The organism is Zoogloea ramigera, from assembly GCF_006539865.1.
Taxonomy (GTDB): Bacteria; Pseudomonadota; Gammaproteobacteria; order Burkholderiales; family Rhodocyclaceae; genus Zoogloea; species Zoogloea ramigera.
Window position 1 is genome coordinate 93,183 of the sequence record NZ_BJNV01000006.1, and the last position, 23,543, is coordinate 116,725.

At 62.3% G+C, this 23,543-nt stretch carries 17 protein-coding genes; all 17 read left to right on the top strand.

The genetic code is table 11. From position 1 onward, the window contains the following. The first annotated feature begins 93 nt into the window (after positions 1 to 93). The 17 genes from ZRA01_RS02290 (at position 94) to ZRA01_RS02365 (ending at position 23,539) form a co-directional block, all read left to right on the top strand. Positions 94 to 1,605 (top strand): aryl-sulfate sulfotransferase, encoded by a 1,512-nt coding sequence (locus ZRA01_RS02290; RefSeq protein WP_141349136.1) that lies wholly within the window; start codon positions 94 to 96, stop codon positions 1,603 to 1,605. Between the two features lie 455 nt (positions 1,606 to 2,060). After that, on the top strand, positions 2,061 to 2,879 hold the full coding sequence (locus ZRA01_RS02295) for an ABC transporter permease (RefSeq protein WP_141349137.1): 819 nt from the start codon (positions 2,061 to 2,063) through the stop codon (positions 2,877 to 2,879). Continuing rightward, positions 2,869 to 4,266 (top strand): ABC transporter ATP-binding protein, encoded by a 1,398-nt coding sequence (locus tag ZRA01_RS02300; protein WP_141349138.1) that lies wholly within the window; start codon positions 2,869 to 2,871, stop codon positions 4,264 to 4,266. Before ZRA01_RS02295 ends, ZRA01_RS02300 begins: the two co-directional genes overlap by 11 nt. Before the next feature lie 9 nt (positions 4,267 to 4,275). After that, entirely contained in the window at positions 4,276 to 4,923 is a 648-nt protein-coding gene (locus tag ZRA01_RS02305; protein WP_141349139.1) for an acetyltransferase, read from the top strand. Between the two features lie 12 nt (positions 4,924 to 4,935). Then, the gene (locus tag ZRA01_RS02310; protein WP_218028637.1) at positions 4,936 to 6,084 is read left to right on the top strand and encodes a DegT/DnrJ/EryC1/StrS family aminotransferase; all 1,149 of its coding nucleotides are present in this window, start codon (positions 4,936 to 4,938) and stop codon (positions 6,082 to 6,084) included. 17 nt (positions 6,085 to 6,101) lie between these two features. Then, entirely contained in the window at positions 6,102 to 7,781 is a 1,680-nt protein-coding gene (locus ZRA01_RS02315; RefSeq protein WP_170182878.1) for a glycosyltransferase, read from the top strand. Next, positions 7,781 to 9,316, top strand: a complete 1,536-nt coding sequence (locus ZRA01_RS02320) for a glycosyltransferase family 2 protein (protein WP_141349141.1) — start codon at positions 7,781 to 7,783, stop codon at positions 9,314 to 9,316. The genes ZRA01_RS02315 and ZRA01_RS02320 overlap by 1 nt, the downstream gene beginning before the upstream one ends. Positions 9,317 to 9,437: 121 nt before the next feature. Continuing rightward, positions 9,438 to 11,024: a glycosyltransferase family 4 protein gene (locus ZRA01_RS02325; RefSeq protein WP_170182879.1), complete on the top strand. Its 1,587-nt coding sequence runs from the start codon at positions 9,438 to 9,440 to the stop codon at positions 11,022 to 11,024. A 120-nt stretch (positions 11,025 to 11,144) separates the two neighbouring features. After that, positions 11,145 to 14,489: a glycosyltransferase gene (locus ZRA01_RS02330; RefSeq protein ID WP_141349143.1), complete on the top strand. Its 3,345-nt coding sequence runs from the start codon at positions 11,145 to 11,147 to the stop codon at positions 14,487 to 14,489. A gap of 327 nt (positions 14,490 to 14,816) precedes the next feature. Continuing rightward, positions 14,817 to 14,939, top strand: coding sequence for a hypothetical protein (locus tag ZRA01_RS21225; RefSeq protein ID WP_281279823.1), 123 nt, complete (start codon positions 14,817 to 14,819; stop codon positions 14,937 to 14,939). A gap of 37 nt (positions 14,940 to 14,976) precedes the next feature. After that, positions 14,977 to 17,661 carry an aminopeptidase N gene (gene pepN / locus ZRA01_RS02335; RefSeq protein ID WP_141349144.1) on the top strand — a complete coding sequence of 895 codons (2,685 nt, stop codon included), beginning with the start codon at positions 14,977 to 14,979 and terminating at the stop codon, positions 17,659 to 17,661. 129 nt (positions 17,662 to 17,790) lie between these two features. Then, on the top strand, positions 17,791 to 18,438 hold the full coding sequence (locus tag ZRA01_RS02340) for a DedA family protein (protein WP_141349145.1): 648 nt from the start codon (positions 17,791 to 17,793) through the stop codon (positions 18,436 to 18,438). 10 nt (positions 18,439 to 18,448) lie between these two features. Further along, positions 18,449 to 19,090, top strand: a complete 642-nt coding sequence (purN, locus tag ZRA01_RS02345) for a phosphoribosylglycinamide formyltransferase (protein WP_141349146.1) — start codon at positions 18,449 to 18,451, stop codon at positions 19,088 to 19,090. 12 nt (positions 19,091 to 19,102) lie between these two features. Then, a complete protein-coding gene (locus ZRA01_RS02350; RefSeq protein ID WP_141349147.1) occupies positions 19,103 to 20,209 on the top strand; it encodes a DUF3108 domain-containing protein in 1,107 nt (368 codons plus the stop codon). A gap of 171 nt (positions 20,210 to 20,380) precedes the next feature. Beyond that, entirely contained in the window at positions 20,381 to 21,640 is a 1,260-nt protein-coding gene (locus ZRA01_RS02355) for an RsmB/NOP family class I SAM-dependent RNA methyltransferase (protein ID WP_141349148.1), read from the top strand. Continuing rightward, complete coding sequence (locus tag ZRA01_RS02360) at positions 21,640 to 22,293, top strand: phospholipase D family nuclease (protein WP_141349149.1); 654 nt, start codon at positions 21,640 to 21,642, stop codon at positions 22,291 to 22,293. The genes ZRA01_RS02355 and ZRA01_RS02360 overlap by 1 nt, the downstream gene beginning before the upstream one ends. Further along, positions 22,259 to 23,539, top strand: a complete 1,281-nt coding sequence (locus tag ZRA01_RS02365) for a mechanosensitive ion channel family protein (RefSeq protein WP_141349150.1) — start codon at positions 22,259 to 22,261, stop codon at positions 23,537 to 23,539. The genes ZRA01_RS02360 and ZRA01_RS02365 overlap by 35 nt, the downstream gene beginning before the upstream one ends. Positions 23,540 to 23,543 lie beyond the last annotated feature (4 nt).

The following is a 23,543-nucleotide window of genomic DNA, read 5'->3' on the forward strand; positions in this document are numbered from 1 at the left end:
ACGCTGTTAGTGAGGTGCTCGCCGCGTAAGGCCGCAAGATCAGTGGCCGGCAGGCATCGTTTCTGAATCCGTTAGTCTGGAGCAAAAGAATAAATGAGAACGCTTATCGTCTGGGGTGTGAGGTGGCTGCTCCTAGTATTCTTTGCGGTTCAACTTGTGGCGTGCGGTGGTGGAGGGGCTTCGCAAGGGGAGAAGAGCGACATTCGGGTGGCAGGGAGTTCTGCCGGCGTCACCCCTTTTATCAGCTTCCTCCAGTTGCAGGGCGTGAGCGTGGATCAACTCGCATCGATCCGCTTCGAGATCTCGCCGAAGCCCGGTTCGATCTCCAAGCCGGTCAATGTTAACTATCCTCTGATTGAACTCGTGAGGCGTGGTTATCGGGCATCCGCCGATAGTCTTGTGGTCCCGGTCTTCGGGCTTTATGCGGGCTACGAAAACCAGGTATCGCTCACGCTCAGCTTCAACGATCACTCCACGCAGGCGTTGAGCGCTTCCTTGGTGACGGCCGATTACACCGACACCGCGGGAAACCACGATCATCCCGTGATTCGCAAGAAGCGGATGGCCACCGACGGTGCGCTTGGTTTCGACTATTTCTTCATAAGGTCGGGTACCACCACCCCGGTCATTATCGATACTGACGGGGAAATACGCTGGATCGGGGTCGGCTCGACCAATTCACTGAGTTCGACGTTCAGCGGAAACGCCTTTATCGTCGGCGATCCCGCGTCCACCAAGCTGACGCGTTTCGAGCTTGACGGAACCGTTGCCACGACCAGCATCGCTTCCGCCACCGGCACTGCGTTCCATCACAATATCGACCCGGGCAAACAAGGCCTACTGGTTACGCTGGATGGCGTCATCGATGGTGTTAAAGCCATCGAAAGCAGCATTACCGAAATAACGCCTGAAGGTGTCGTCATCAAGGAGTGGGATCTGGCCGAATTGATGGCGCGGCACATGCGCAACCACGGCGACGATCCGAGCGCTTTCGTCCGACCCGGGGTGGATTGGTTTCATATCAATGCGGCTACCTACGACCCCCGCGACGACAGCATAATCGCCTCGAGTCGCGAGAATTTCGTCATCAAGTTCGATTACGCCTCCGGCGATGTGATCTGGATTCTCGGTGATACGACGAAATATTGGTACTCGTTCCCGTCCCTGCGCGCGAAAGCCTTGCAGCTTGAAAGCGGGGGGCTCGCTCCGATTGGCCAGCACGCCGTATCGATCACCTCCGATGGACTGTTGCTGCTTTTTAACAATGGTTTCAAGAGCAACAACCAGCCGGCCGGAGCGCCGAGTGGTCAGGATCTGGCATACAGTGCCGTTTCAGCTTATATGATCACGCCGGCCACGATGAGTGCTCGGGAGGTCTGGCGCTTCGACTACGATCAGACCATCTATTCCAAGATCTGCTCAAGCGCTTACGAGGCTCCGGGCAAGACCTTTCTGGTGGATTATGCGGTGGCCGACAACATGACCAAAAGCCGTCTGGTTGGTCTTGACAGTTCTAGGAAAGTCGTATTCGACTTCGAGTATCTCGCGTTTCCCTGCAGCAACTGGAATGCCGCACCGATCGCGCTGGATCGCCTCAGCTATTGATCTGGCTGTTCCCTAGCTTGCGCTCGTCGGTTGTTTCGCAGTTCCTCCCGCGTGGCTTGCCGGAAATGCGTAAAATATGAGGCCTTATGCGTTTCCGGCTCATCCCCACCGCGTCTCGTGTCGCTTCTCCCATCTGAAGCCGACCGTCGTACCCGCCCCGGGGCTTACCCGCATGTGATGCGGCGTTGCGAGGGTTCTTGTCTCGCGAGGCCGGGACGGTAGGCGGGCGGGGCGCGTCCATGGATCGTGTTTTTTGGGGCTCTGTTTCAGGTGACGTTCCTGATGGCATGGTCTTCAAACCTGAAGGGATCAAGGTGATGGCGTTATGGATACGTCGGGTACGTCTCCTTACTTAAATTTCCGATCGACGTCTTGTTAAAAGATAAATTTATACAGCAAGTGGTTGGGTTCAGCGCTTCCGGGCTGAGCCTTTTTAATTTAGGAGTGTAGGGTTTATGCACAATGCTTCTGTGATGCCGATGGAGATGGTGCGCAGTCTGCTGCGTAACCGTGCCCTGGCTGGAGCGCTAATTCGTCGTGAAGTGGCTGGGCGTTATCAGGGATCAATGATCGGGAGGGTGTGGGCTTTCTTCAACCCGGTATTCATGCTTGCAATTTACACCTTCGTATTCAGCGTCGTATTCAAGGCGCGCTGGAACGTCGGAAGCGACTCCAAGACCGAGTTTGCATTGGTCTTGTTCGCGGGCTTGATGGTTTTCAATTTGTTCGCCGAGTGCGTGGTGCGTGCGCCGTCGATAGTTGTCACCAACCCGAATTATGTTAAACGGGTGGTCTTCCCCCTGGAGATTCTGTCGTACGTGACGCTGGGCGCAGCGCTTTTCCATTGGGCCATGAGCTTTTTGGTCTGGTTGGCTTTCTATGTGATCTTCTTCGGCATCCCCCCACTCACGTCGTTGCTGCTGCCATTTGTGATGCTGCCACTCCTAATGCTCGCACTCGGCGTTTCTTGGTTCTTGTCTTCGCTGGGAGCCTACCTGCGGGACATGATCCAGATCACCAGTCTTGCAACATCGACCCTGATGTTCATCTCTCCTGTCTTCTTTCCTGTTTCTGCATTGCCTGAAGAATACAGGCCGGTGCTTTATTTGAACCCGCTTACGCACTCCATCGAGCAGGTTCGTGACGTACTTTTCTGGGGAAAAATTCCGAATCTGGAGTCGCTTGTTATGTCTTACCTGATTGGATGTGTTGTTGCCTGGTTGGGGTTCGCTTGGTTCCAGAAGACGCGGGAGGGGTTTGCTGATGTCGTCTGATGCGTTGGCAATTAAGGTTGAAGGTCTTTCCAAGTGTTATCAGATCTACGAGAACCCTCAGGATCGTCTCAAGGAAGCGGTGTGTGGGCCGTTGCGCCGTGTTCTCGGTCTGCCCGAACACAAGTACCACAGGGATTTCTGGGCGCTTCGTGATGTTTCCTTTGACGTTCGGAAAGGAGAAACGGTCGGGATCATCGGCCATAACGGATCTGGAAAGTCGACCCTTCTTCAGATGATCGCGGGCACCCTCGCTCAGACCACGGGTCGCGTCGAGGTCCATGGCAGAGTGGCCGCGTTGCTCGAGTTGGGTTCGGGCTTCAATCCGGAGTTTACGGGTCGGGAAAACGTGAAGATGTACGGTCAGCTTCTCGGAATGACTCCCGACGAAGTCGATGCGCGCTACGATGAAATCGTCGAGTTTTCGGAGATCAAGGACTTCATCGATCAGCCTTTGAAGACGTATTCTTCCGGCATGGGAATGCGGTTGGCGTTCTCCGTCGTGGCTCACGTGGATCCGGAGATCCTGATCGTTGACGAGGCGCTGTCGGTCGGTGACGTTTTCTTTCAGGCGAAGTGCATGGCCTTGCTGCGAAAGCGGATGGATTCGGGGATGACCCTGCTCTTCGTCAGTCACGATTCGGGTTCCGTCAAGTCGCTTTGTAGCCGCGCGGTACTGCTCGATCATGGCAACATGCTGGAAGTCGGTGAATCCGATGCGGTCGTCGAGCGTTACTACTCGACATTCGTGGGGCGTCGCCAGCGCGTCGTGGGCCGTTCTGACCCGACAGCGTCGAGTGTGGACGATGCGTTCAAGTCGATCGTCAGTTCATCTGAAAAGGCGGCCCTTCCGGTCGTGCCTGCCGCCGGAGACGTTTCCGCGCTGCGCGAATATGACAGCGCCGAATTCCTGGAGTGCGCGAAGTTTCAGCGCATTCAAAACGGCAAGGCTGAATTCGTTAATGTCTTGCTTCTAGACGCCGAGGGGAACCGGATTCGCGAGGTGGATTTCGAGGAACGGATCACCCTCAGAATGATCCTGCTGGCCCATGAGGATATTCCGGTTTTGGCCTACGGATATCATTTGCGCGATCGCAATGGATTCGATCTCGCCTATTCCGACTCCGGAATCGAGGATCAGCATCTCTACGACGTGAAGGCCGGTCACGTCTATGTGGTCGATTGGATCATGCCGCTCGCCTTCAAAGAGGGGGATTACACCATCTCCGCGGTTACGGCCGTTCCACTTGACTTGACCGTTGGCTCGGTCGAGACCTGCGACCATGTGCCGATTGCGTTGCAATTCCGCATGAATCGAGGTCGTCTGCCGCTATACGGCGCCATGCGCCTTGATGCCGCGCTGCAGGTTCGTAATTGTAGTGAGGCCTGATTTCTCGGCATGAAGAAGCTCGTCATTTTCGGCGCGGGAGGATTCGGGCGCGAAGTACTTCAACTCGTACGGGACGTCAACCGCGAGGCTCCGGCGTGGGAGTGCGCAGGTTTCCTGGTCGATGGCGCACCACAAGCTGAGACTTTGGTGCAAGGGCTTCCCGTCCTGGGAGGGGTCGATTGGCTGCGGTGCAACCCGGACGTCGAGGTCGTGGTTGCGGTGGGAGAGCCCGCTGCTCGCAAGAAAATCGTCGAACGACTTGTTTCGCTAGGGGCTGTATTTGCCACGCTGATTCATCCCAGGGCATGGCTAGGCGAATACGTATCCGTCGGCAGGGGCTGCGTCATTTGTGCGGGGGCCCTGATCACGACGGATATAAGGCTGGGCGAACATGTTCACGTCAATATCGGGACCACGATCGGTCACGATTCGCTTTTGAGTGATTTTGTGACCGTCAGTCCCGGTGTGAATGTGTCGGGCAAGGTTCGTCTGGGTGACGGGGTTTTTCTTGGGAGCGGGGCCGTGCTGTTGCCCGGGGTTTCGGTCGGTGAGGGGGCTGTCATCGGGGCTAATTCTGTTGTCCTGGCTGATCTGCCTCCCGGCTGTACCGCTGTCGGTGTGCCGGCCAAGGTCGTGAAGTCAGGTATTGCCTCTTAAGGAGAATGCGAATTGGTAATTTCCGCTAGTCCGGCGCCCTTTGCCGAGCCCGTTTTTGTGACGCGGCCGATCGTGCCTCCGATGGAGGAGTTTGTCAGGGAGCTTGAATCCGTCTGGCGTTCCGGCTGGTTTGCCAACGGTGGTGCGCAACATCGCACGCTGGAAGATGCGCTCCGCAACACTCTTGGTGCCCGTCATCTGTCCTTGTTCAATAATGGGACGATTGCCTTGACGGTTGCTTGCAGGGCGCTGAGGCTTTCTGGCGAAGTGATTACCACGCCCTTCACATTTCCTGCAACCCCGCATGTCCTGTCGTGGAACAATATAACTCCCGTATTTGCCGACATTGATCCGGTCACGATGACCATCGACCCGACCCGTATCGGGGAGTTGGTGACTGAGCGCACTACGGGGATCCTCGGTGTCCATGTTTACGGAATGGCGTGCGATGTCGACGGTATTCAGAAAATAGCCGAAGAGTATGGTCTTCGGGTTCTTTACGATGGTGCGCACAGTTTTGGCACGGAGGTCGACGGCCGGCCGGTGGCTCAATTCGGCGACGCCACGATGTTCAGTTTTCATGCCACAAAGCTGTTCCATTCTGCCGAGGGTGGAGCATTGGCCGTTTTGGATCCACTCCTGAAGAACAGGATCGATCTGTTGAAGAACTTCGGAATCAAGAATGAGAACGAAGTGGTCATGCCGGGCATCAATGGCAAGATGAATGAAATTCAAGCCGCATTGGGTTTGGTCGTGCTTCGGCACGTCGATGCCGAGCGGGAGGCGCGGGGGCGGTTGGCGAAGGTGTACGACGAGCGCCTCGGGAGCCTCGAAGGGGTTTCGGTGTTCTCGTTGCCCGGTCATGTTCGCAGCAGCATGCAGTATTACGTGATCCGGGTTGACGAAAAGGTTGCGCCCGTCGGGAGAGACCGGTTGTACGAGAAGCTGCGTGAATTCAATGTCTTTTCCCGAAGATATTTCCATCCGCTTTGCAGCAGTCTGAACTGTTACCGCTCACACCCCAGCGCCAGCCCCCAAAATCTGCCGGTCGCCAACCGGATTGCCGGAGAGGTGTTGGCGCTCCCGTTCTTTGGCGCCTTGGGTGTCGAAGGCGCCAACAGGGTGAGTGACATGATTCATCATATTTTTCAAAACTCCTAAAAGGTAGTATTCCTGCTTTGGAAAATCCCTTTTTCTCGATCATAACGACGTCGTTCAATTATGAGCGCTTTGTCGGACAGACGATCGAATCGGTATTGAATCAAACCTTCCAGGACTGGGAGCTGATTCTGGTCGACGACTGCTCTGGCGACGACTCGTGGTCGATCATCAGTCGGTATGGCGACCCCCGGATCCGCGCGTTTCGCTTTGAAAAGAACAGAGGTGCGTGCAGCGCTTACAATTATGGCCTTGCGCGAGCGCGTGGCCGTTTTGTGGCGAGCCTTGATTCGGACGACCTTTTTTCGCCGGAAAAGCTGGCTCGGCAACATGCGTTTCTGACCGCGCACCCTGATGTCGATATTTGTGGCACTTGGCTCCTGGAGATCGACCCTGACGGTAACAGGGTGGGTAAGGACGCATTGATCTATGAGCCTTGGTTCAATATCCACGTTGATCTGAACGATCCTGCATCTTGGATCTGGAAGAATCGATTGTGCCACTCCAGTTCTGTCGTCAGGAGAGCGCTCCACGACCAGGTTGGGCCGTTTCGCGAGGATTTGATTTACACTCCGGATTGGCAGTTCTGGCTACGGGCTTTGGTGACGGGCGCGCGTTTCGCCGTCATCGAAGAACCGCTCACTCTGTATCGAAATCACGGCAGCAATATCACGCATAAACGGCCGATGGGTACTGTGGAGGAGTATGCGCGGACGTGCGCCGCAATCTTTCATCCCCATCTTTTCGGGATTGGCAGGCTTGACCTCATCCAGAAGAACTTATATGAGTTTCTGAGAAGTCGCCCTTTTAATGATGCGGCCGAGCCCGTTCAGCGGGATATCGTCAGGACGATCGTCGGCTTTGGATCCGACCAGGTGGCTGCACGTGAGTCGCAAGAGCTGGTTGTCGCACTGTTGCTCGATGTCGCAAGAGAACGTTTAAAGGAAGGGGCGATTGCCGAGTCGGAACGCCAGCGGAACACGACGATCTCGAGAGGGTTCGAAGAGCAGATTGCCACAATGCGGCTCGAGATCGAAGGCTGCGAGCAGAATAGGATTGCCGCAGAGAGGTCTTGCAACGAGTGGATGCAACGCCTGGCGGACGCGAACGCGAGGCTTGAGGAAACCGTCTCGGCGCGTGATTGCGGGTTTCTGGATCGCGAAAATCGTATCTCTGTGCTGCAGAACGCGTTGGTGGACCGTGCCGAGATGCTTTGTCAGTGGGTTGAGCGTAGCAGCCTGAGTGAGCAGGAACTAACTCATGAGCGGCAGCGTGCAGCTGCGATGCTGCGCGCCCACGAAGATGCGCAGCGGTCTTTTGAGGAGGCGCTGCAGCGCGCCGGAGACCGCGAAGCAGCCGTTCATGAAGCGCATCGCGCTTCACTCCGGGAGCTGGATGCCGTAAATGAGCGCTTTCGCGCCGCTTCGTGCCGGATCGAGGTGCTGCTGGAGGACCAGCGAGCGCTGACGACGCAAAGCGCCGAGCGCATGGCTACGGTAGAAAAATTGGAAGGGGAGCTGCAGTCGCTGCGGAATAGGGTGGCGGAGCTGGAAGAGAATAGGGTGGATCTTCTGAAGCACCTCGAAGAACTGGCCATTCCGGCCCGCAGATATTTCAAGTTGAGAGGTTTGTTTCCTGAGCCCTTGCGTCGTATTGGCCGCAAGGGATTGCAGGTAGTCAGACAGATGAAGGGGAAGTGATGAGTGTTGTGCCCGAATCCAGGCCTGTGGTGACGGCTCAGTGGTTGCTGGAGAATCTTGTCGTTTGCATGTTGTTCTTCAACAAGTTGGAGCAGACGATAGAGAGCTCGAGCAGCTTCTTGGCTGCCGGCGTTCGCGTCAATCTGCTGAACAATGGTTCCGAGCCGGCGGCGCTGGAAGCATTGAAGGCCCATTTTTCGGACAACCCCCGCGTGACGATACTGGATGCCGGCAGTAATCGTGGGGTCTCCGGGGGGCGTAACCTGCAGATTACGGGGACGACGGCGCCCTGGTTGTTGTTCGTCGACAACGATATCACCGTCGAGACCGAAAACTGGGTTGATTCCCTCGTTGAGGCGCTGAATCGCTCTCCCCTTGCCGACATCTTCGTACCGCGACTTTTCAACAAGCACGAGGATGCTTGGGGCTGGCTGTCCGATTTCGTGGTGGATGGATATGGCAATTGCGCCTTCATCCGCACGGATGCTCCCTTTGCGAATGCCTTTCCCGGTGGGGCTTCGGTCGTTTCGAGAAGGGTGTTCGAGCGCGTTGGCTTGTACGACGAGGATCTTTTCGTAGGTTTCGAGGATTTCGAACTGGCAATCCGCGCCTGGAAGAAAGGGCGTCCGCTGCTTGTGCGCGCGGTCGAGGATGTTGTCTTGATCCACGATCATCGGGTTTCGCTGGTGGCTGCAGACAAATCGGCTGCGCTGGTGAGATATAACTTCGGCCATATCCGAAAGTCCCATACGGTCATAAAGGAAAAGCACGGCGTTCTGCTCGACCCTAATTTTGCCGACTGGCTGAAGGAGCAGGTGCATCAGCTGACCGGGGAGAGGACGCACGATGTGGAGGAAACCGCGCAGTCCGACGGTAATCACGCTTTGCACGGATTCACCGTGGCGCCTCATTTCTGCGGGGATGGCCTGGTCCGAGTGATTGTGGATGGCCGAGGGGCTGATCTCTGGATGCGCCTGCGGGCGATTCGAATCGCCTGCGATAGTGCTCGGGAGGCTCAGCTCAAGGTGCTGGTTTCGTTGGTGGATGCCCCCGTCGACATGGCTCGGGAGGCTCTACGGCTGGGGCTGGCGGACCACGCCTGTTCATTCGAAGAATGGCGTTCGACGGAGGCTCGGGCCTCGGTGGAGGGCGCGGACATGTATCTTTGCGTGGGCCCGGCGCTGCTGACTTCCGGATTCATTGTGAAGGCTTTTCAGCACAACAGGTTTGATGTCCGGGTTGCCGGCTCGATTCTCCATCCGGAGCGGGTGATCCGCGCGTCGTCAAATGGTCTTGGGGAGCAACTCGTCCGGAGCGATGTTTTCGATCCTTCTGCACTTGAGTCGTCCCTCAGGTGTTTCCCCGCCTTTGCCATGCCGAGTTCGATCTGGGGCGATTTTGTGCGCTCTGATTTGCTCTCGTGGGTGCCGGGCCACACCGAGGCAATGACGTGCTGGATCGATCGTTCGTGCCGTGATGGTGTCATTCATCGGGGCGTGCCGGGCTCCGCTGCAATAATTAAAATTTGCGAGTGATTTTCAGATGGCCAGAATGACGAATTGGCTTTACCGGACTGTGGTCAGGGTCTATATGCGCTTTGAGAGTAGGACTGTCAGTGCCTGGCACCCCGACTACCAAAGAGCGTTTTTTCGATCGATGTACGGAATCAAGCGCAGGATCTTTCCGAGACATGGTGAAGCGGCGCTTCTTGGGCGCTTGGAGAGGCAGGATGCCTTGACGGCTTCGCCCGTCGAGATCGCGGAGGCGCCATGCATTCCGCCGACAGTCGATACGCCGGCGGTAGAGGCGTGCATTGCCGTCGAGGCGGCCGTTCTGGAAGTGCCGGAGCCGGCGTCACCCGTTGAAATCGAAGCCCCCGCCGAGATTGCAGCACCTGCGGAGGTGGTCGTACCTGCGCAGGTCGAGGCTCCTGCTGAGATCCCGACGCCCGAGTCAGTTCGCTGCACTGAGGAGACTGAGTTCGCAACGTGGTTGTGGCTTGAACAGGAGAACATGAAGCTGGTTGCTCGGCATCTCGGGCTCGCGGCTTTTGACTGGAATGGTTTGCCGTTGCGGCGCGCAGGGGATTCGTCCCAAGACATCGTGCCCGCCGTGCGGGATTTGCTCGTGCGCCTCAAGGAAGAGGGCGTCGAGTGCGTGATGATTCTGCCGTGGCTCAAGCACGGCGGAGCAGACAAGGCCGCCATTGCCTATCTCAGGACACTCGGGGCACGGATGCCGGGCCGAGTGCTGGCGATCACGACCGAGGCTGCGGATTCACCCTGGCTGTCGAGACTCCCTGCCGGTGTGAGCGTATTGGAGTGGGCGCGCGTCTGCGATTGGCCGTATGCGGCGGTGGCTGCTGACAATCTTTCGTGGTTGCTGTCGCGCCTGCGTCCGCGCGTGATTCATGTCATGAATTCGTGGCTCGGCTGGGAGTTGCTTCTGCGTGATGGGATGAGGCTCAGGGCGGTCAGCCGGATTTTCGTTTCCCTGTTCTGGTACGGGCCGTCGGATCATGGCAACTTGCGCGGTTATGCTCCGGAGTATCTTCCGAAGGTCATCGGGAATGTCGATGGGGTAATCACCGATAACAAGGTTTTCCCCATCGTATTGAATCGTGATTACGGCTTCCCGCTGGACATCTTCCACTGCGTCTGGCATCCGACCGACCATATTGCGGATCGGCCCTTGCCGGTGCGCCAGCATGTGCTGACATTCTTGTGGGCGAGTCGTTTTGCACCGGAGAAGCGTCTGGATATTCTTGCCGCCATTGCATCGAGCAGGCCAAAATATCGGTTTGTCGTTTTTGGCGCGCTCGACGGCGAAATGCCGATGCTGGCCGATTCGCTCCAGATACTTGCCGGCTTGCCGAATGTGACGATGGGGGGAGCATTCGATGGTTTCGAGTCCTTGCCGATCGACGAATGCGACGCTTTCCTCTACACGTCGTCCTCGGACGGCATGCCGAATGTGGTGATCGAAGCCCTCGCCCATGGATTGCCGCTCGTTGCGCCGCTGGTGGGAGGGGTCGGAGATTTGCTCGATGCGGATACCGGCTGGGTGGTGTCGCAGTTCGATTCCGTATCCAGTTACCTCGCTGCGATCGACGACTTGGCCGCCCATGAAGCGCTGCGCCCCGTTCGTGCGGCCAATGCGCTTGCGCGCCTTCGAGAACGCCATGAATCGAGCGCGTTCGAGAAAGCCCTGCTGGCTGTGCCGGGGTACGTCTCCGGTCAATGAGTCGGAGAGACCCGAGGTGTGATTTCGGCGTGGAGGCCAGTGGTGGCTCGGGCTGGCGCCAGCGATATTTGATCGAGGTGGAGATGTCATGTTCAGTGTTCGCAACCCGGGGAGGGTTTCATGAAGGGTAATCGAACGAGAGCGATCGCCAGAGCTATCTATCATCGCTTGCCTCTTTCTCAGAGCGTCAAATGGCGGCTCAGGGCGCGTCTGAGTCCGCTGATCGTCGCCCTGACGCGGTCGCCCACGATCGGGACGGTCAGCCGGGGAATCGCTGACTCGATCGTTGGCGGAACGCCCGACGCCGTGGTTCGCGATTTCGAGTGCGAAGCGGCGCTCTCGGCCATTCTCCGACTTATCGGCGAGCATGCCGCGCGTTGCGGCCCGGCGGATCACTGGCTTGCTTTGCCGTTCCTCTCGTCGGGCGGCGCAGAGCGGGTTGCATTGAACATATGTCGCGCATTGCGGGAAGTTCGGCCGACCCACGCGTGCGTGCTTTTCCTGACGGATCGGAAAGTCGTCAATCCAGGCATGGCAATTCCTGAAGGGACGCTGGTCGTCGCTTTCGATGATTATCTGGGTGAGGGGGCCAGCTACGCTCGCAAACAGTCGTTATTGCGGGATTTGTTGCTCGCGGTGCAGCCGCAGTGCTTTCACAACATAAACAGCGAGGTCGCCTGGCACCTGATTTTGGCGGAGGGGGAACGGCTGAAAAAGCGTGTGCCTCTTTTTGCTAGCATATTTGCATTCCAGTTCGCGCCCGACAAGGTCACCAAGATCGGCTATGCCGCGTATTTCCTCAAGCAGGGCCTGCCCCATCTCACCGGTCTGCTTTCCGATAATCGTCGTTTCATCGACGATGCGGCCCTGGAGTACGGGTTGAATGATGAGGAAAGATCCAAACTGCGCGTGCTTTATCAACCATGCCGGTTGGAGGCTGCGCCGCCTGCCCAAGGCGTGCCCTTTAACAAGGCGGATCGGCGTCTTCAGGTAATCTGGGCAGGCCGCCTCGACGAGGAGAAGCGCGTCGATCTGTTCATCGAGATCGTACGCCGTTGCACTTTTGCCGACTTCAAGGTTTTTGGGCAGGTGGTGCTGGGTGATGGCGCCAAGCTCCCGTCGTTGCCGAATCTGAGTTACGAAGGCGCATTTTCGTCGCCGCTGGACTGGATCGAGCGGCACAGCTTCGACGCATTTTTATTTACTTCGAAATGGGAGGGGCTCCCCAATATCCTGATCGAGGCAGGGTGGCTCGGTATTCCGATTATCGCGCCGACAGTGGGCGGTGTCGGCGAGCTTGTTGCGACGACGACGGGCTTTCCGCTGCCGGAGGATCCGACGGTTGACGACTACGAGCGCGCATTGCGTCTGATCGAAGGAAATCCGCAAGACGCCATGGCGCGCGCGGCCCGAATGCGCCTCCTCGTATCGGAGCGTCACTCCTGGCCGGCCTTCGCCGCCGCCGTGGCCGAGGTGCCGGGTTACGTTGGTCCGGCCGAACCGGCGCCTCCGCGAGATCGTTCCAACCCGCAGGCTGTCGCAGTCTCGGTTGTCGTACCCTGTTTCAATCAGGGGCGGTACCTGCGTGAATCCGTCGGTTCGGTCTGCGCGGCCACTCGGGCATCCGTCGAGGTGATCGTCGTAGACGACGGAAGCAGCGATCCCCGGACCGAGCGGTATCTCAAGGAACTGGAACAGGCATTTCCGGCCATCGTCCGGATCGTTCGGCAGGCGAACAAGGGGCTTTCTGGCGCCCGCAATGCGGGGCTGGAACTCGCTCGAGGCGAGTTTATCCAGTTTCTCGACGCGGACGATCTTCTCGCGCCCGGCAAGATCGACGCGCAGCTCGCCCAGTTCGCGGCAAATCCGAAGATCGACGTCTCCGTCTGCAATTTCCTGCTGTGCGACGAGTCCGTGTCCGAATTCAGCAAACCCGAAGAGGCCATCGCCCGTTTCGACCTGGAGCTCGCGGACTTCCTGTACCGCTGGGAGCGGGGGTTTGCGGTGCCGATCCACTGCGGGCTATTCAGAAGGGCCGCGCTGCCGGCCGCGGGCTTCGATGTCCATGCGCGTGCGAAGGAGGACTGGATTTTCTGGACCGGCCTTGCCATGGCTGAGGTTCGGTTTGGCTACGTCCACGGCCATTGGGCGATTTATCGTCAGCACGCGAGCAGTATGCGCAGGTCGTACATGGGGATGGGGCGTGCCTGGTTACAGGCGGGCCTGAAGATTGAAGCGGCGCTGGGGGGGCGCGAACCTCTGTTCTTCGAATCCGTCGTCGCGTGGTTCGAGCAATGCTATCGGAGCAGCCCCGCCTATCGCCAGGAGATTGCGGAACTGCACTCCGCGGGCGGCAGCAGCGTGCGCGAGGTAGCGGCGAAGGATGTGTCGGTTGGTGACGACGTCGCCGAGACCGTGCGCTCGATCGTCGACGTCTTACGTTCGTCACCGGTGGGCCGTGGGGCCCAGAAGCCCTTGCTGAGCGTCGTCGTCCCGGTCTATCGTCACTACGAATACCTGTCTGCCTGCCTTCGATCGCTTGCCGATCAGGGCGATGTGTCGTTCGAGATCGTCTGTGTGGATGATTGTTCGCCCGATCCCCGCGTGACGGCCTTGATGGCCGGACTGACGGGACAACTCCCCGGACTGAAGGTCATGGTTCTGCCGTCCAATCAGGGGATCAGTCTTGCCCAGAACCTGGCGGTCGAAGCGGCGCGTGGCGATTTCGTCGCCTTCCTCGACTGTGACGATGAACTGGAACCGGGGGCGCTGTCTGTCATCGGCGGGAAGATTGTCGCTCACCCCGAGGTGGATTATTTCTTTTCGGATCGTCGAGATGTGAACGAGTCGGGCGTTCAGGTTCGTGTCGCCAGCTACGGGGGCTACGGGTCGATCAGTTTCCGCTCGCAGGCCTGCATCAAGGACGATTTGCTCGACGGCATGGTGGCGTCGCACTTGAAGGTCATCCGCCGCGATGTCTATCTGGCGGTGGGCGGCTGCGATCCGCTTTTCTCGGGCGTGCAGGACTGGGATCTCGCGTTGCGTCTTGCGGAGCGGAGCACACTGCATTACGTTGATCAGGTGCTGTACCGGCATCGCGTGCACCTGAATTCGGTGACCAGGGGCGATCTCGTCGCGCAATTCAGGAAGACCAACTGCCTGCGCCGGCGTTTCGGCGAGCGATGGCTGATGCCGCGAGGCGTGCAGCCAGACGCGCCGCAAGCGTTCGTCGTGTTGGACGCCAAGCGTCTTCCGTTGCCACTCGAGACCCTCAAACAGTCCTGGCGGGAAGGGAAGCGCTGTGCCGTTGACCTGACCGGGCCCATCAACATCAGCACCGTGAACTTCGTGCGGGAGTTCAACTCGTATTTCGAAAGCGTCGTGTGGGATGATCCTGCGGTTCCCGCTGCATTGGTAGGTTATGTCTGGGATCCCAACATTCTCGTGCGTGACAAGGCAATCTGATTCGTCTGTCTCTTAGCCCATCGCTTACGTCCGTCAGAGTGAGACAGGCTCTATTTTGCCGATCCTCAACTGCCTCCTATGTGCCGGTGGATAACAATTGCTTGATCTGCGTAAGCACTCGGCAAACCTCTCTTGACCGAGCACTTCGTAAGCGTCCAACCGTGCCATCTTCTCAGCCCCGCCTGAGCCGATGACGGTAACCGTCCGCCCATCCCACCTTGACGTGAGTTTGCCCGTATGAATCGCCCCGGATCGCCATCGTGTCCATGAGCTTCATCGTGGACACTATTGCTAACGAAGATGAGGTGAGGAAGGTGGGATGGGCGGATGGTTACCGCGGTGCTGGCATCGCTGTTGACCCGCGGGCTGACCCTCTGGCTGGCGGTTCTGATCGGTCTCGGTTCCACCGCATCGCTGGCGCTTGCCGCCCCGACCGCGAATGAGGGCTAAAATCGCGGCTTGCCGATGATCTGACCAGGAAAACAATATGCCCCCCGGCACCCCCATCCTCCGCTCTGCCTACCAGCCCCTCGCCTACACCGTTGCCACGGTCGACCTCGACTTCCACCTCGACCCCAAGGCCACGCAGGTCACCAGCCGCCTGCAGTGCGTGCGCAACGAGGATGCCCCCGCCGGCCCGATCGTGCTGTTCGGCGACACGCTGGAACTCGTCTCCCTCACCATCGACGGCGCTGCGCCGGCCGACGGCCAGCTGCGCCACACCGATTCCGGCCTCGAGATCGACGTCTCGGCCGACTCGGTGGCTCTCGAGATCGTCACCCGCATCGACCCCTCCGCCAATCTCACGCTGTCCGGCCTGTACCAGTCCCGCGGCGGCTTCTTCACCCAGTGCGAGGCCGAGGGTTTCCGGCGCATCACTTATTTCCCGGATCGCCCGGACGTGATGGCGCGCTTCACCGTGCGCCTCGAGGCCGACGCCGCCACCTGCCCGGTGCTGCTCTCCAACGGCAACCTGCTCGAAACCGGCGCGCTGCCGAACGGCCGTCACTTTGCCCGCTGGGAAGACCCCTTCCTCAAGCCGTCCTACCTGTTCGCGCTGGTGGCAGCGGATTTGAAGGCGCTGGAGCGCAAGGTCGACACGATGTCGGGCCGCGAGGTGCTGCTGCAGGTGTGGGTCGAGGCGCGCGATCTCGACCGCGTTTCCCACGCCATGGATTCGCTGGTGCATTCCCTCCGCTGGGACGAGGAGGTCTTCGGCCTCGAGCTGGATCTCGACCGCTTCATGATCGTCGCCGTGTCGGATTTCAACATGGGCGCGATGGAGAACAAGGGCCTCAACATCTTCAACACCAAGTACGTGCTGGCCAACCCCGACACCGGCACCGACCTGGATTTTGAAAATGTCGAGAGCGTCGTCGCCCACGAATACTTCCACAACTGGACGGGCAACCGGGTCACCTGCCGCGACTGGTTCCAGCTGACCTTGAAGGAAGGCCTCACGGTCTTCCGCGACCAGCAGTTCACCGCCGACATGATGGCGCGGGCTTCCGATTCGCCGGCTGCGGCGGCCTCGGCCCGGGCGGTCACGCGCATCGCCAATGTGCGCGGCCTGCGCGCCGGGCAGTTCCCCGAAGACGCTGGCCCGATGGCCCACCCGATCCGCCCTGACAGCTACCAGGAGATCAACAACTTCTACACCGCCACGGTGTACCAGAAGGGCGCCGAAGTCATCCGCATGCTCCTCACGCTGCTCGGGCGCGAGGGCTTCCGCAACGGCATGGATCTGTACTTTTCCTACCACGACGGCCAGGCCGTCACCTGCGACGACTTCGTCGGCTGCATGGCCGAGGCCAACGGCGTCGATCTTGACCTCTTCATGCGCTGGTACAGCCAGGCCGGCACGCCGCACCTGAAGGCCGAAGGCGCCTGGGACGCCGCCGCCGGCAGCTACACCCTCACGCTCTCGCAGCACACCCCGCCCACCGCCGGCCAGCCCGACAAGCTGCCGCTGCACATCCCGGTGGCGGTCGGCCTGATCGGGCCGGATGGCGCCGACCTGCCGCTGGTGCTGGCGGGCGAGGCCGGCCCCGGCGACACCACCCGCGTGCTCGAACTCAAGGAAGCCTCCCGCAGCTGGACCTTCACCGGCCTCTCCGCCGAGCCGGTGCCCTCGCTGCTGCGCGGCTTCTCGGCGCCGGTGATCCTCGACATCGCCGAAAGCGACGAGCGCCTGGCCTTCCGCATGGCCTTCGATGCCGACCCCTTCAACCGCTGGGATGCCGGCCAGCGCTACATGGAGCGCGTCATCCTGGCGCTCGCGGCCGATGCCGCCGCCGGCCGGCCGCTGGAAGTGCCGCAGGCCTTCGGCCACGCCTTCCGGGCCCTGCTCATCGACGACAGCCTCGATGCGGCCTTCGTCGCCGAGGCCCTCGCGCTGCCCTCCGAGGCCTATCTCCTCGACCGCCTGCAGCCGGCCGACCCGGCGCCGCTGCGCGCCGCGCTGATCCACCTCACCCGCGCATTGGGCCTCGCGATGAAGGCCGACTTCCTGTCGCGCTACCTCGACCTCGAGGTGGACGGCGAGTACCGCTACCACCCGCTCGACGCCGGCAAGCGCGCGCTGCGCAACCAGTGCCTGCGCTACCTCACCGCCGCCGGCAGCGCCACCGCCATCGACCTCGCCACCAAGCAGTTCGAGCACGCCGGCAACATGACCGAGCGCTACGGCGCCCTGGCGGCCCTGGTGCAGAGCGACGCCCCGGCGCGCGTCGGCGCGCTGGAGGCCTTCCACCAACGCTACATGGGCGACGCCCTGGTGCTCGACAAGTGGTTCCAGCTTCAGGCCGGCGCCTGGCGCTGGTCGGACGCCGCGCCCGACACCCTGGCGCAGGTGCAGGCGCTGATGGCCAACCCGGCCTTCAGCCTGTCCAACCCCAACAAGGTGTATGCGCTGCTGGGTGGCTACTTCAAGGCCAACCCCGCCGAGTTCCACCGGGCCGACGGTGCCGGCTACGCTTTCTGGGCCGAGCAGGTGATTGCCCTTGACCGCAACAACCCCCAGGTGGCGTCCCGGATGGCCCGGGCGCTGGAGGGCTGGCGCAAGTTCACGCCCGAGATCCAGGCGCGCATCCGCCCGGCCCTCGAGAAGGTAGCCGCCACCGAAGGCATCTCGCCCGACGTGGCCGAGATCGTCGGCAAGGCGCTGAGCTGATTCACGCCAGGCGCGGCCGGCCCGGGCCGCTACGACGTGTGAATGAGGCGGGCGCCGTGTCGCCCGCCGCGCGCGCCCGCGCCCGCTGTCCGGTATCATCGCGTATCTGCATTTTTTTGCGCTGCGGCAATGGAACTCCTCACCACCTTCATCGACATCATCCTGCACCTCGACGTGCATCTGGCGGCCCTCACGGCCCAGTATGGCACCTGGATCTATGCCATCCTGTTCCTCATCATCTTCTGTGAGACCGGGCTGGTGGTGTTCCCCTTCCTGCCGGGCGACTCCCTGCTCTTCGTGGCCGGGGCGCTGGCGGCCACCGGCGGCATGGACATCTGGGTGCTGTGCGGCGTGCTGCTCACCGCGGCGGTGCTGGGCGACAACGTCAACTACTGGATCGGTCATCACATCGGGCCCAAGGTTTTCCGCTGGGAAAACTCCCGCTTCTTCAACCGCTCGGCCTTCGACAAGACCCATTCGTATTTCGAATCCCACGGTGGCAAGACCATCATCATTGCCCGCTTCCTGCCGCTGCTGCGCACCTTCGCGCCCTTCGTGGCCGGCGTCGCGCGCATGACCTACAGCCGCTTCGTGGGGCTGGATTTCCTGGGCGGCTTCATCTGGATTTTCTCGCTCACCTGGCTGGGTTACGGTTTCGGCAACATGCCGCTGGTCAAGAAGAACCTCACCGTCGTGATCCTGGCCATCATCGCCATCTCGCTGCTGCCGGTCTTCATCGGCTGGCTCAAGAGCCGGCGGGCGCCGGTGGCGAGTTGAGGAGCTCAGCATGAAAAAACTCGTCATCCTCATCTCCGGCCGCGGCAGCAACATGGAGGCCATCATCCGGGCGCAGATCCCCGGCGCCGAAGTCTCCGCCGTCATCGCCAACCGCCCCGACGCCGAGGGCCTCGCCTTTGCCGTCGACCAAGGCATCGTCACCCAGGTGGTTGACCACAAGGCCTACCCCAGCCGCGAGGCCTTCGACGCGGCCCTGGCCGATGCCATCGACGCCCACCGCCCCGACCTGGTGGTGCTGGCCGGCTTCATGCGCGTGCTCACCGACGCCTTCGTCACCCGCTACGCCGGCCGCCTCCTCAACATCCACCCCAGCCTGCTGCCGTCCTTCCCGGGCCTCCACACCCACCGCAAGGCCCTCGAGGCCGGCGTGCGGGTGCATGGGGCTACCGTCCATTTCGTCACGCCGACCCTCGACTGCGGCCCGGTGGTGATCCAGGCCGCGGTGCCCGTGCTGCCCGGCGACGACGAGGCCGCCCTGGCCCGCCGCGTGCTGGAGCAGGAGCACCGCATCTACCCCCAGGCCGTGCGCTGGTTCGTCGATGGGCGCCTGACCCTCACCGATGGCCGCGTGCTCGTGCAGGGCGAGCGGGCGCAGCCCGGCGGCTGGACGGTTCCGCCCGTCGAGGCCTGATCCCCCACGCCGATGGCCGGCACCCGCAAGCGTGACCTCAGCCTCCTCGTCGCCATCGCGATCTCGGCGGCGGTGCATCTGGCCGTGCTGCTCGGGCCGGCCTGGCGCCTGCCCGCCGACGACGCCAGCGTGCTGCCGCCCCTCAGCGCACGCCTGACGCCGCTGCCGCCCCCCACCGTGGTCCAGCCCGACGAGAAGCGCGTCGTGCTCGGCGACGCGCCGCCGCCCAAACCGCGTCCCAAGCCGCGCCGTCCGGTCCGCCCGGCGGAGCCCGCAGCCGCCAGCGCGTCGGTGGCCCAGATCGCCCCTGAGGCCCAGCCCGGCAGCGGCGACGAGAAAGCCGGTGACGCCGCGCCGTCCCCCGACGACACCACCGCCACGGCCGAAGCCCAGCCGGCCGACGGAAAAGGGGAGGGTGGCGCTGGCGCCAAGGCCGGCAAATCCACGGGCCCGACCCTCAGCGAGATGTGGGCCGCCTCCGGCAGGGTGCAGTACGACGTGATCCGCGGCGAGCGCAACTTCATCATCGGCCGCACCACCCACGCCTGGACCCACGACGATGAACGCTACTCGATGGAAACCGTGATCGAAACCGCCGGCCTGGTCGGCCTGGTCAAGCCCTTCCGGATGATCCAGCGCAGCGAGGGCCGCCTCGGCCCGCGGGGCCTGCAGCCCGACAAATTCACCGTCGAGCGCGACGGCCAGCTCAAGGAGCGGGCCGACTTCGACTGGTCGTCGGCCAAGGTCGTGCTGATCGCCGGCGAACGGCGGCGGGAGTTCTCGATCGCCGAGGGAGACCAGGACGTGCTCTCATTGATGCACCATCTGGCCCTCCAGCCCGAAGGCCCGTTGCGCGCCGAGCTGCTGGTCGTCACCGGCAAGAGCGCAGTGCGCTCGGTGATCGAGAACCTCGGCCTTGAAGAGCTCGAGGTGCCCGCCGGCAAGGTTTCGGCCTACCATCTGGGCAGCATCGGCCACCGGGGCGAACTGAAGATCGACATCTGGCTCGCCCGCGACTACGCCAACCTGCCCGTGCGCCTCAAGATCACCGACAAGAACGGCGACGTGCTCGACCAGGTGGCCACCGGCGTCGACCTCGGCGCCCGCAAGGCCGAATGAATGGGCGCTGTTTTTCCCCCTGTAGGGGCGAGCTTGCTCGCCCGCCGAGCTTAAGCAAGGGTCTTCCGCTGTCCAGGCCGCGCTGTGCGAGCAAGCTCGCACCTACAAATTGCCTCACAACCCGTTTCCTTACCGAGGGCATGACTTGCCCCGAATGAAAGCCCCAGCTCCATGACCATTACCCCCGCCCAGATCCAGTCCGCCAGCCAGGCCCTCCGCTCGGTGCTGCGCTTCGACTACCCCGCCGACTCGGTGCTGTCCCACTTCTTCCGCGATTTCCGCGAGCTCGGCGCCCGCGACCGGGCCTTCGTGGCCGAGGCCGTGTACGGCGTGCTGCGCCGCAAGCGCACCCTCGAGCGCCTGTGCGGCGAGCGCTCGTCCACCCGCCACCTGGTGCTGGCCTGGCTGGCCCGGGTCGAAGGCACCACCCTGCGCCAGCTCGGCGAGGGCTTCCACGGCCGCGACACCGACTTCTTCACCGAGATCAAGGGCCGCGAGCTGGGCGAGGTCGGCCTCGCCGAAGCCGCCGACCTGCCCGACTGGCTGGCCGAGCGCCTGTCCGCCTTCATGGGCCCCGAAGAGGTGCTGCGCCTGGCCCAGAGCCTCAACCGCCCGGCGCCCCTCGACCTGCGCGCCAACCCCCTCAAGCTCGACCGCGACGCCCTCGTCGACAAGCTCAAGGCCGACGGCGTCGGCTGCGCGCCGGGGCGCTTCTCGCCGCTGGCGGTGCGCCTCGAGGGCAAGCCGGCGCTGCAGAAGCACCCGCTCTTCCTCGACGGCAGTTTCGAGGTGCAGGACGAAGGCAGCCAGCTGCTGGGCTTCCTGCTCCAGCCCAAGCGCGGCGAGATGGTTGTTGACTTCTGCGCCGGCGCCGGCGGCAAAACATTGCTGCTCGGTGCGCTGATGCGCAACACCGGGCGCCTGTATGCCTTCGACGTGTCCGAGAAGCGGCTCGGCAAGCTCAAGCCGCGGGTCGCCCGCTCGGGGCTTTCCAACATTCATCCGGTGGTCATCGCCAGCGAGAACGACCCCCGCGTCAAGCGCCTGGCCGGCAAGATCGACCGGGTGCTGGTGGACGCGCCGTGCAGCGGCCTCGGCACCCTGCGCCGCAACCCCGACCTCAAGTGGCGCCAGAGCCCCGAGGCGCTGGCCGAGCTCACCACCAAGCAGGCGGCGATCCTGGCCAGCGCGGCGCGCCTCGTGAAGCCGGGCGGCCGCCTGGTGTACGCCACCTGCAGCCTGCTGCCCGAGGAGAACGAAGCCATCGTCGCCGCCTTCCTGGCCGCGAACGAGGCCTTCGTGCCGGTGAGCGCCGAAGAGGTGCTGGCCAAGCAGGGCATCACCATCGCCTGCGGCGAGCAGCTCCATCTCACCCCCGCCGGCCACGACACCGACGGCTTCTTCGCCGCGGTGCTGGAGCGCAAGGCCTGATGCCGGCATTGGTCTTCCGGCTGGCGGCCGCGGGGCTGCTGGCCGGGCTGGCTGCGGCCGCCGCGGCGGCGCCGGAGGCCGGGCCGGGCCAGGCGCCCACGGTGCAGCTGCCGGCCCGGGGCAGCGTGGAGGTCGCCTTCTCGCCCTGGAACGACCCCGAGGCGGCGCTCATCGCAGCCATCGCCGAGGCCCGGGAGAGCATCCTGGTGCAGGCCTATGTGTTCACCAGCAAGCCCATCGCCCGCGCGCTGGTTGCCGCCCACAAGCGTGGCGTGCGCGTCGAGGTGCTGCTCGATGCCGAGATGAATCGCCCGTCGTCGCTCAGCGTGCTGCCCCAGCTGCTGGAGGCCGGCATCCCGGTGGCGGTGGAGACCCGCTACAACATCGCCCACAACAAGGTGATCATCCTCGACCCGGCTTCGGCCAGTCACGGCGCGGTGGTCACCGGCTCCTACAACTTCACCCGCTCGGCGCGGGTCGCCAACGCAGAGAACCTCCTCATCCTGCGTGGCAACCCGGCCCTGGTGCGGGTGTTCACCGACAACTGGCAGCGTCACCGGGCCGAGGCGCAGGGCCTGCGCAGCCTCGATGAGCTGCCGCCACGCAGAGGAAAGACGGATGGAAGAGAATCGGATCGCAGAACTCCTGATTGAACTGTGGCGTGACGTGCAGCAGCCGGCGATCATCTGGCAGGTCGGCGTGCTGGCGCTGTGCCTGTTCGTCGCCTGGCTGATCACCCGCCAGGTGAAGGCGGTGCTGCGCCGCCGCCGAGCAGCCGACCCGACCGTCGCCGATGCCAGCGAGGAGGGGCTGCGCCGGGTGGTCTTCCCGCTCACCGCGCTGGGGCTGGTGGTGCTGGCCCGGGCGGTGCTTGCCAACTGGCACCACACCAACCTGCTCAAGCTGGCGGTGCCGCTGCTGCTGGCGATGGCGGTGATCCGCCTCACCGTGCACGCCTTGAAGCGCAGCTTCCCGCAGGCCGGCTGGCTGGCGTCCTTCGAGCGGGCCTTTGCCTTTGGCGCCTGGGGCGTGGTGGCGCTGCACCTCAGCGGTGTGCTGCCCACCGTGATCGACGGGCTGGAGCAGGTCGCCTTCTCGATCGGCAAGGCCAAGGTCAATCTGTGGATGCTGCTGCAGGGGGCGCTGACGGTGTTCGTCACCGTGCTCGTGGCCCTGTGGGTGGCCGGCGTCATCGAGAGCCGCCTGATGCGCACCGAGGGCCTCGACGGCAACCTCAAGCTGGTGTTCACGCGCCTGTCGCGTGGCCTGCTGGTGGTGCTGGCGGTGGCCATCGGCCTGCCGCTGGTGGGCATCGACCTCACCGCGCTGTCGGTGTTCGGCGGGGCGCTGGGCGTTGGCCTCGGCTTCGGCATGCAGAAGATCGCGGCCAACTACGTGTCGGGCTTCATCCTGCTCCTCGACCGCTCGATCCGCATGGGCAACCTGATCTCGGTGGGCAACGAGCGCGGCATCGTCAGCCAGATCACCACCCGCTATACGGTGCTGAAGGGCATGACCGGCATCGAGTCCATCGTGCCCAACGAGACCCTGGTCGGCTCCATCGTGCAGAACGAAACCTTCACCGATCCCAAGGTGCGCGTTTCGGTGCCGATCCAGGTGAGCTACGCGACGGATCTGGAGAAGGCGATGGCGATCATGGTCGAGGCCGCCCAGGCCCAGCCCCGGGTGATGAGCGACCCGGCCCCGGGCGCCTTCCTCGAGGCCTTCGCCGACAGCGGCATCAACCTGCAGCTCGGCTTCTGGATCCGCGACCCGGCCGAAGGCACCCTCGGCATCCGCTCGGCGATCAACATGCAGATCTGGCGCCGCTTCAAGGAGGAGGGCATCGGGATACCCTTCCCGCAGCGGGAGGTGCGGGTGTTGGGTAATGGGGAGTAGGTAA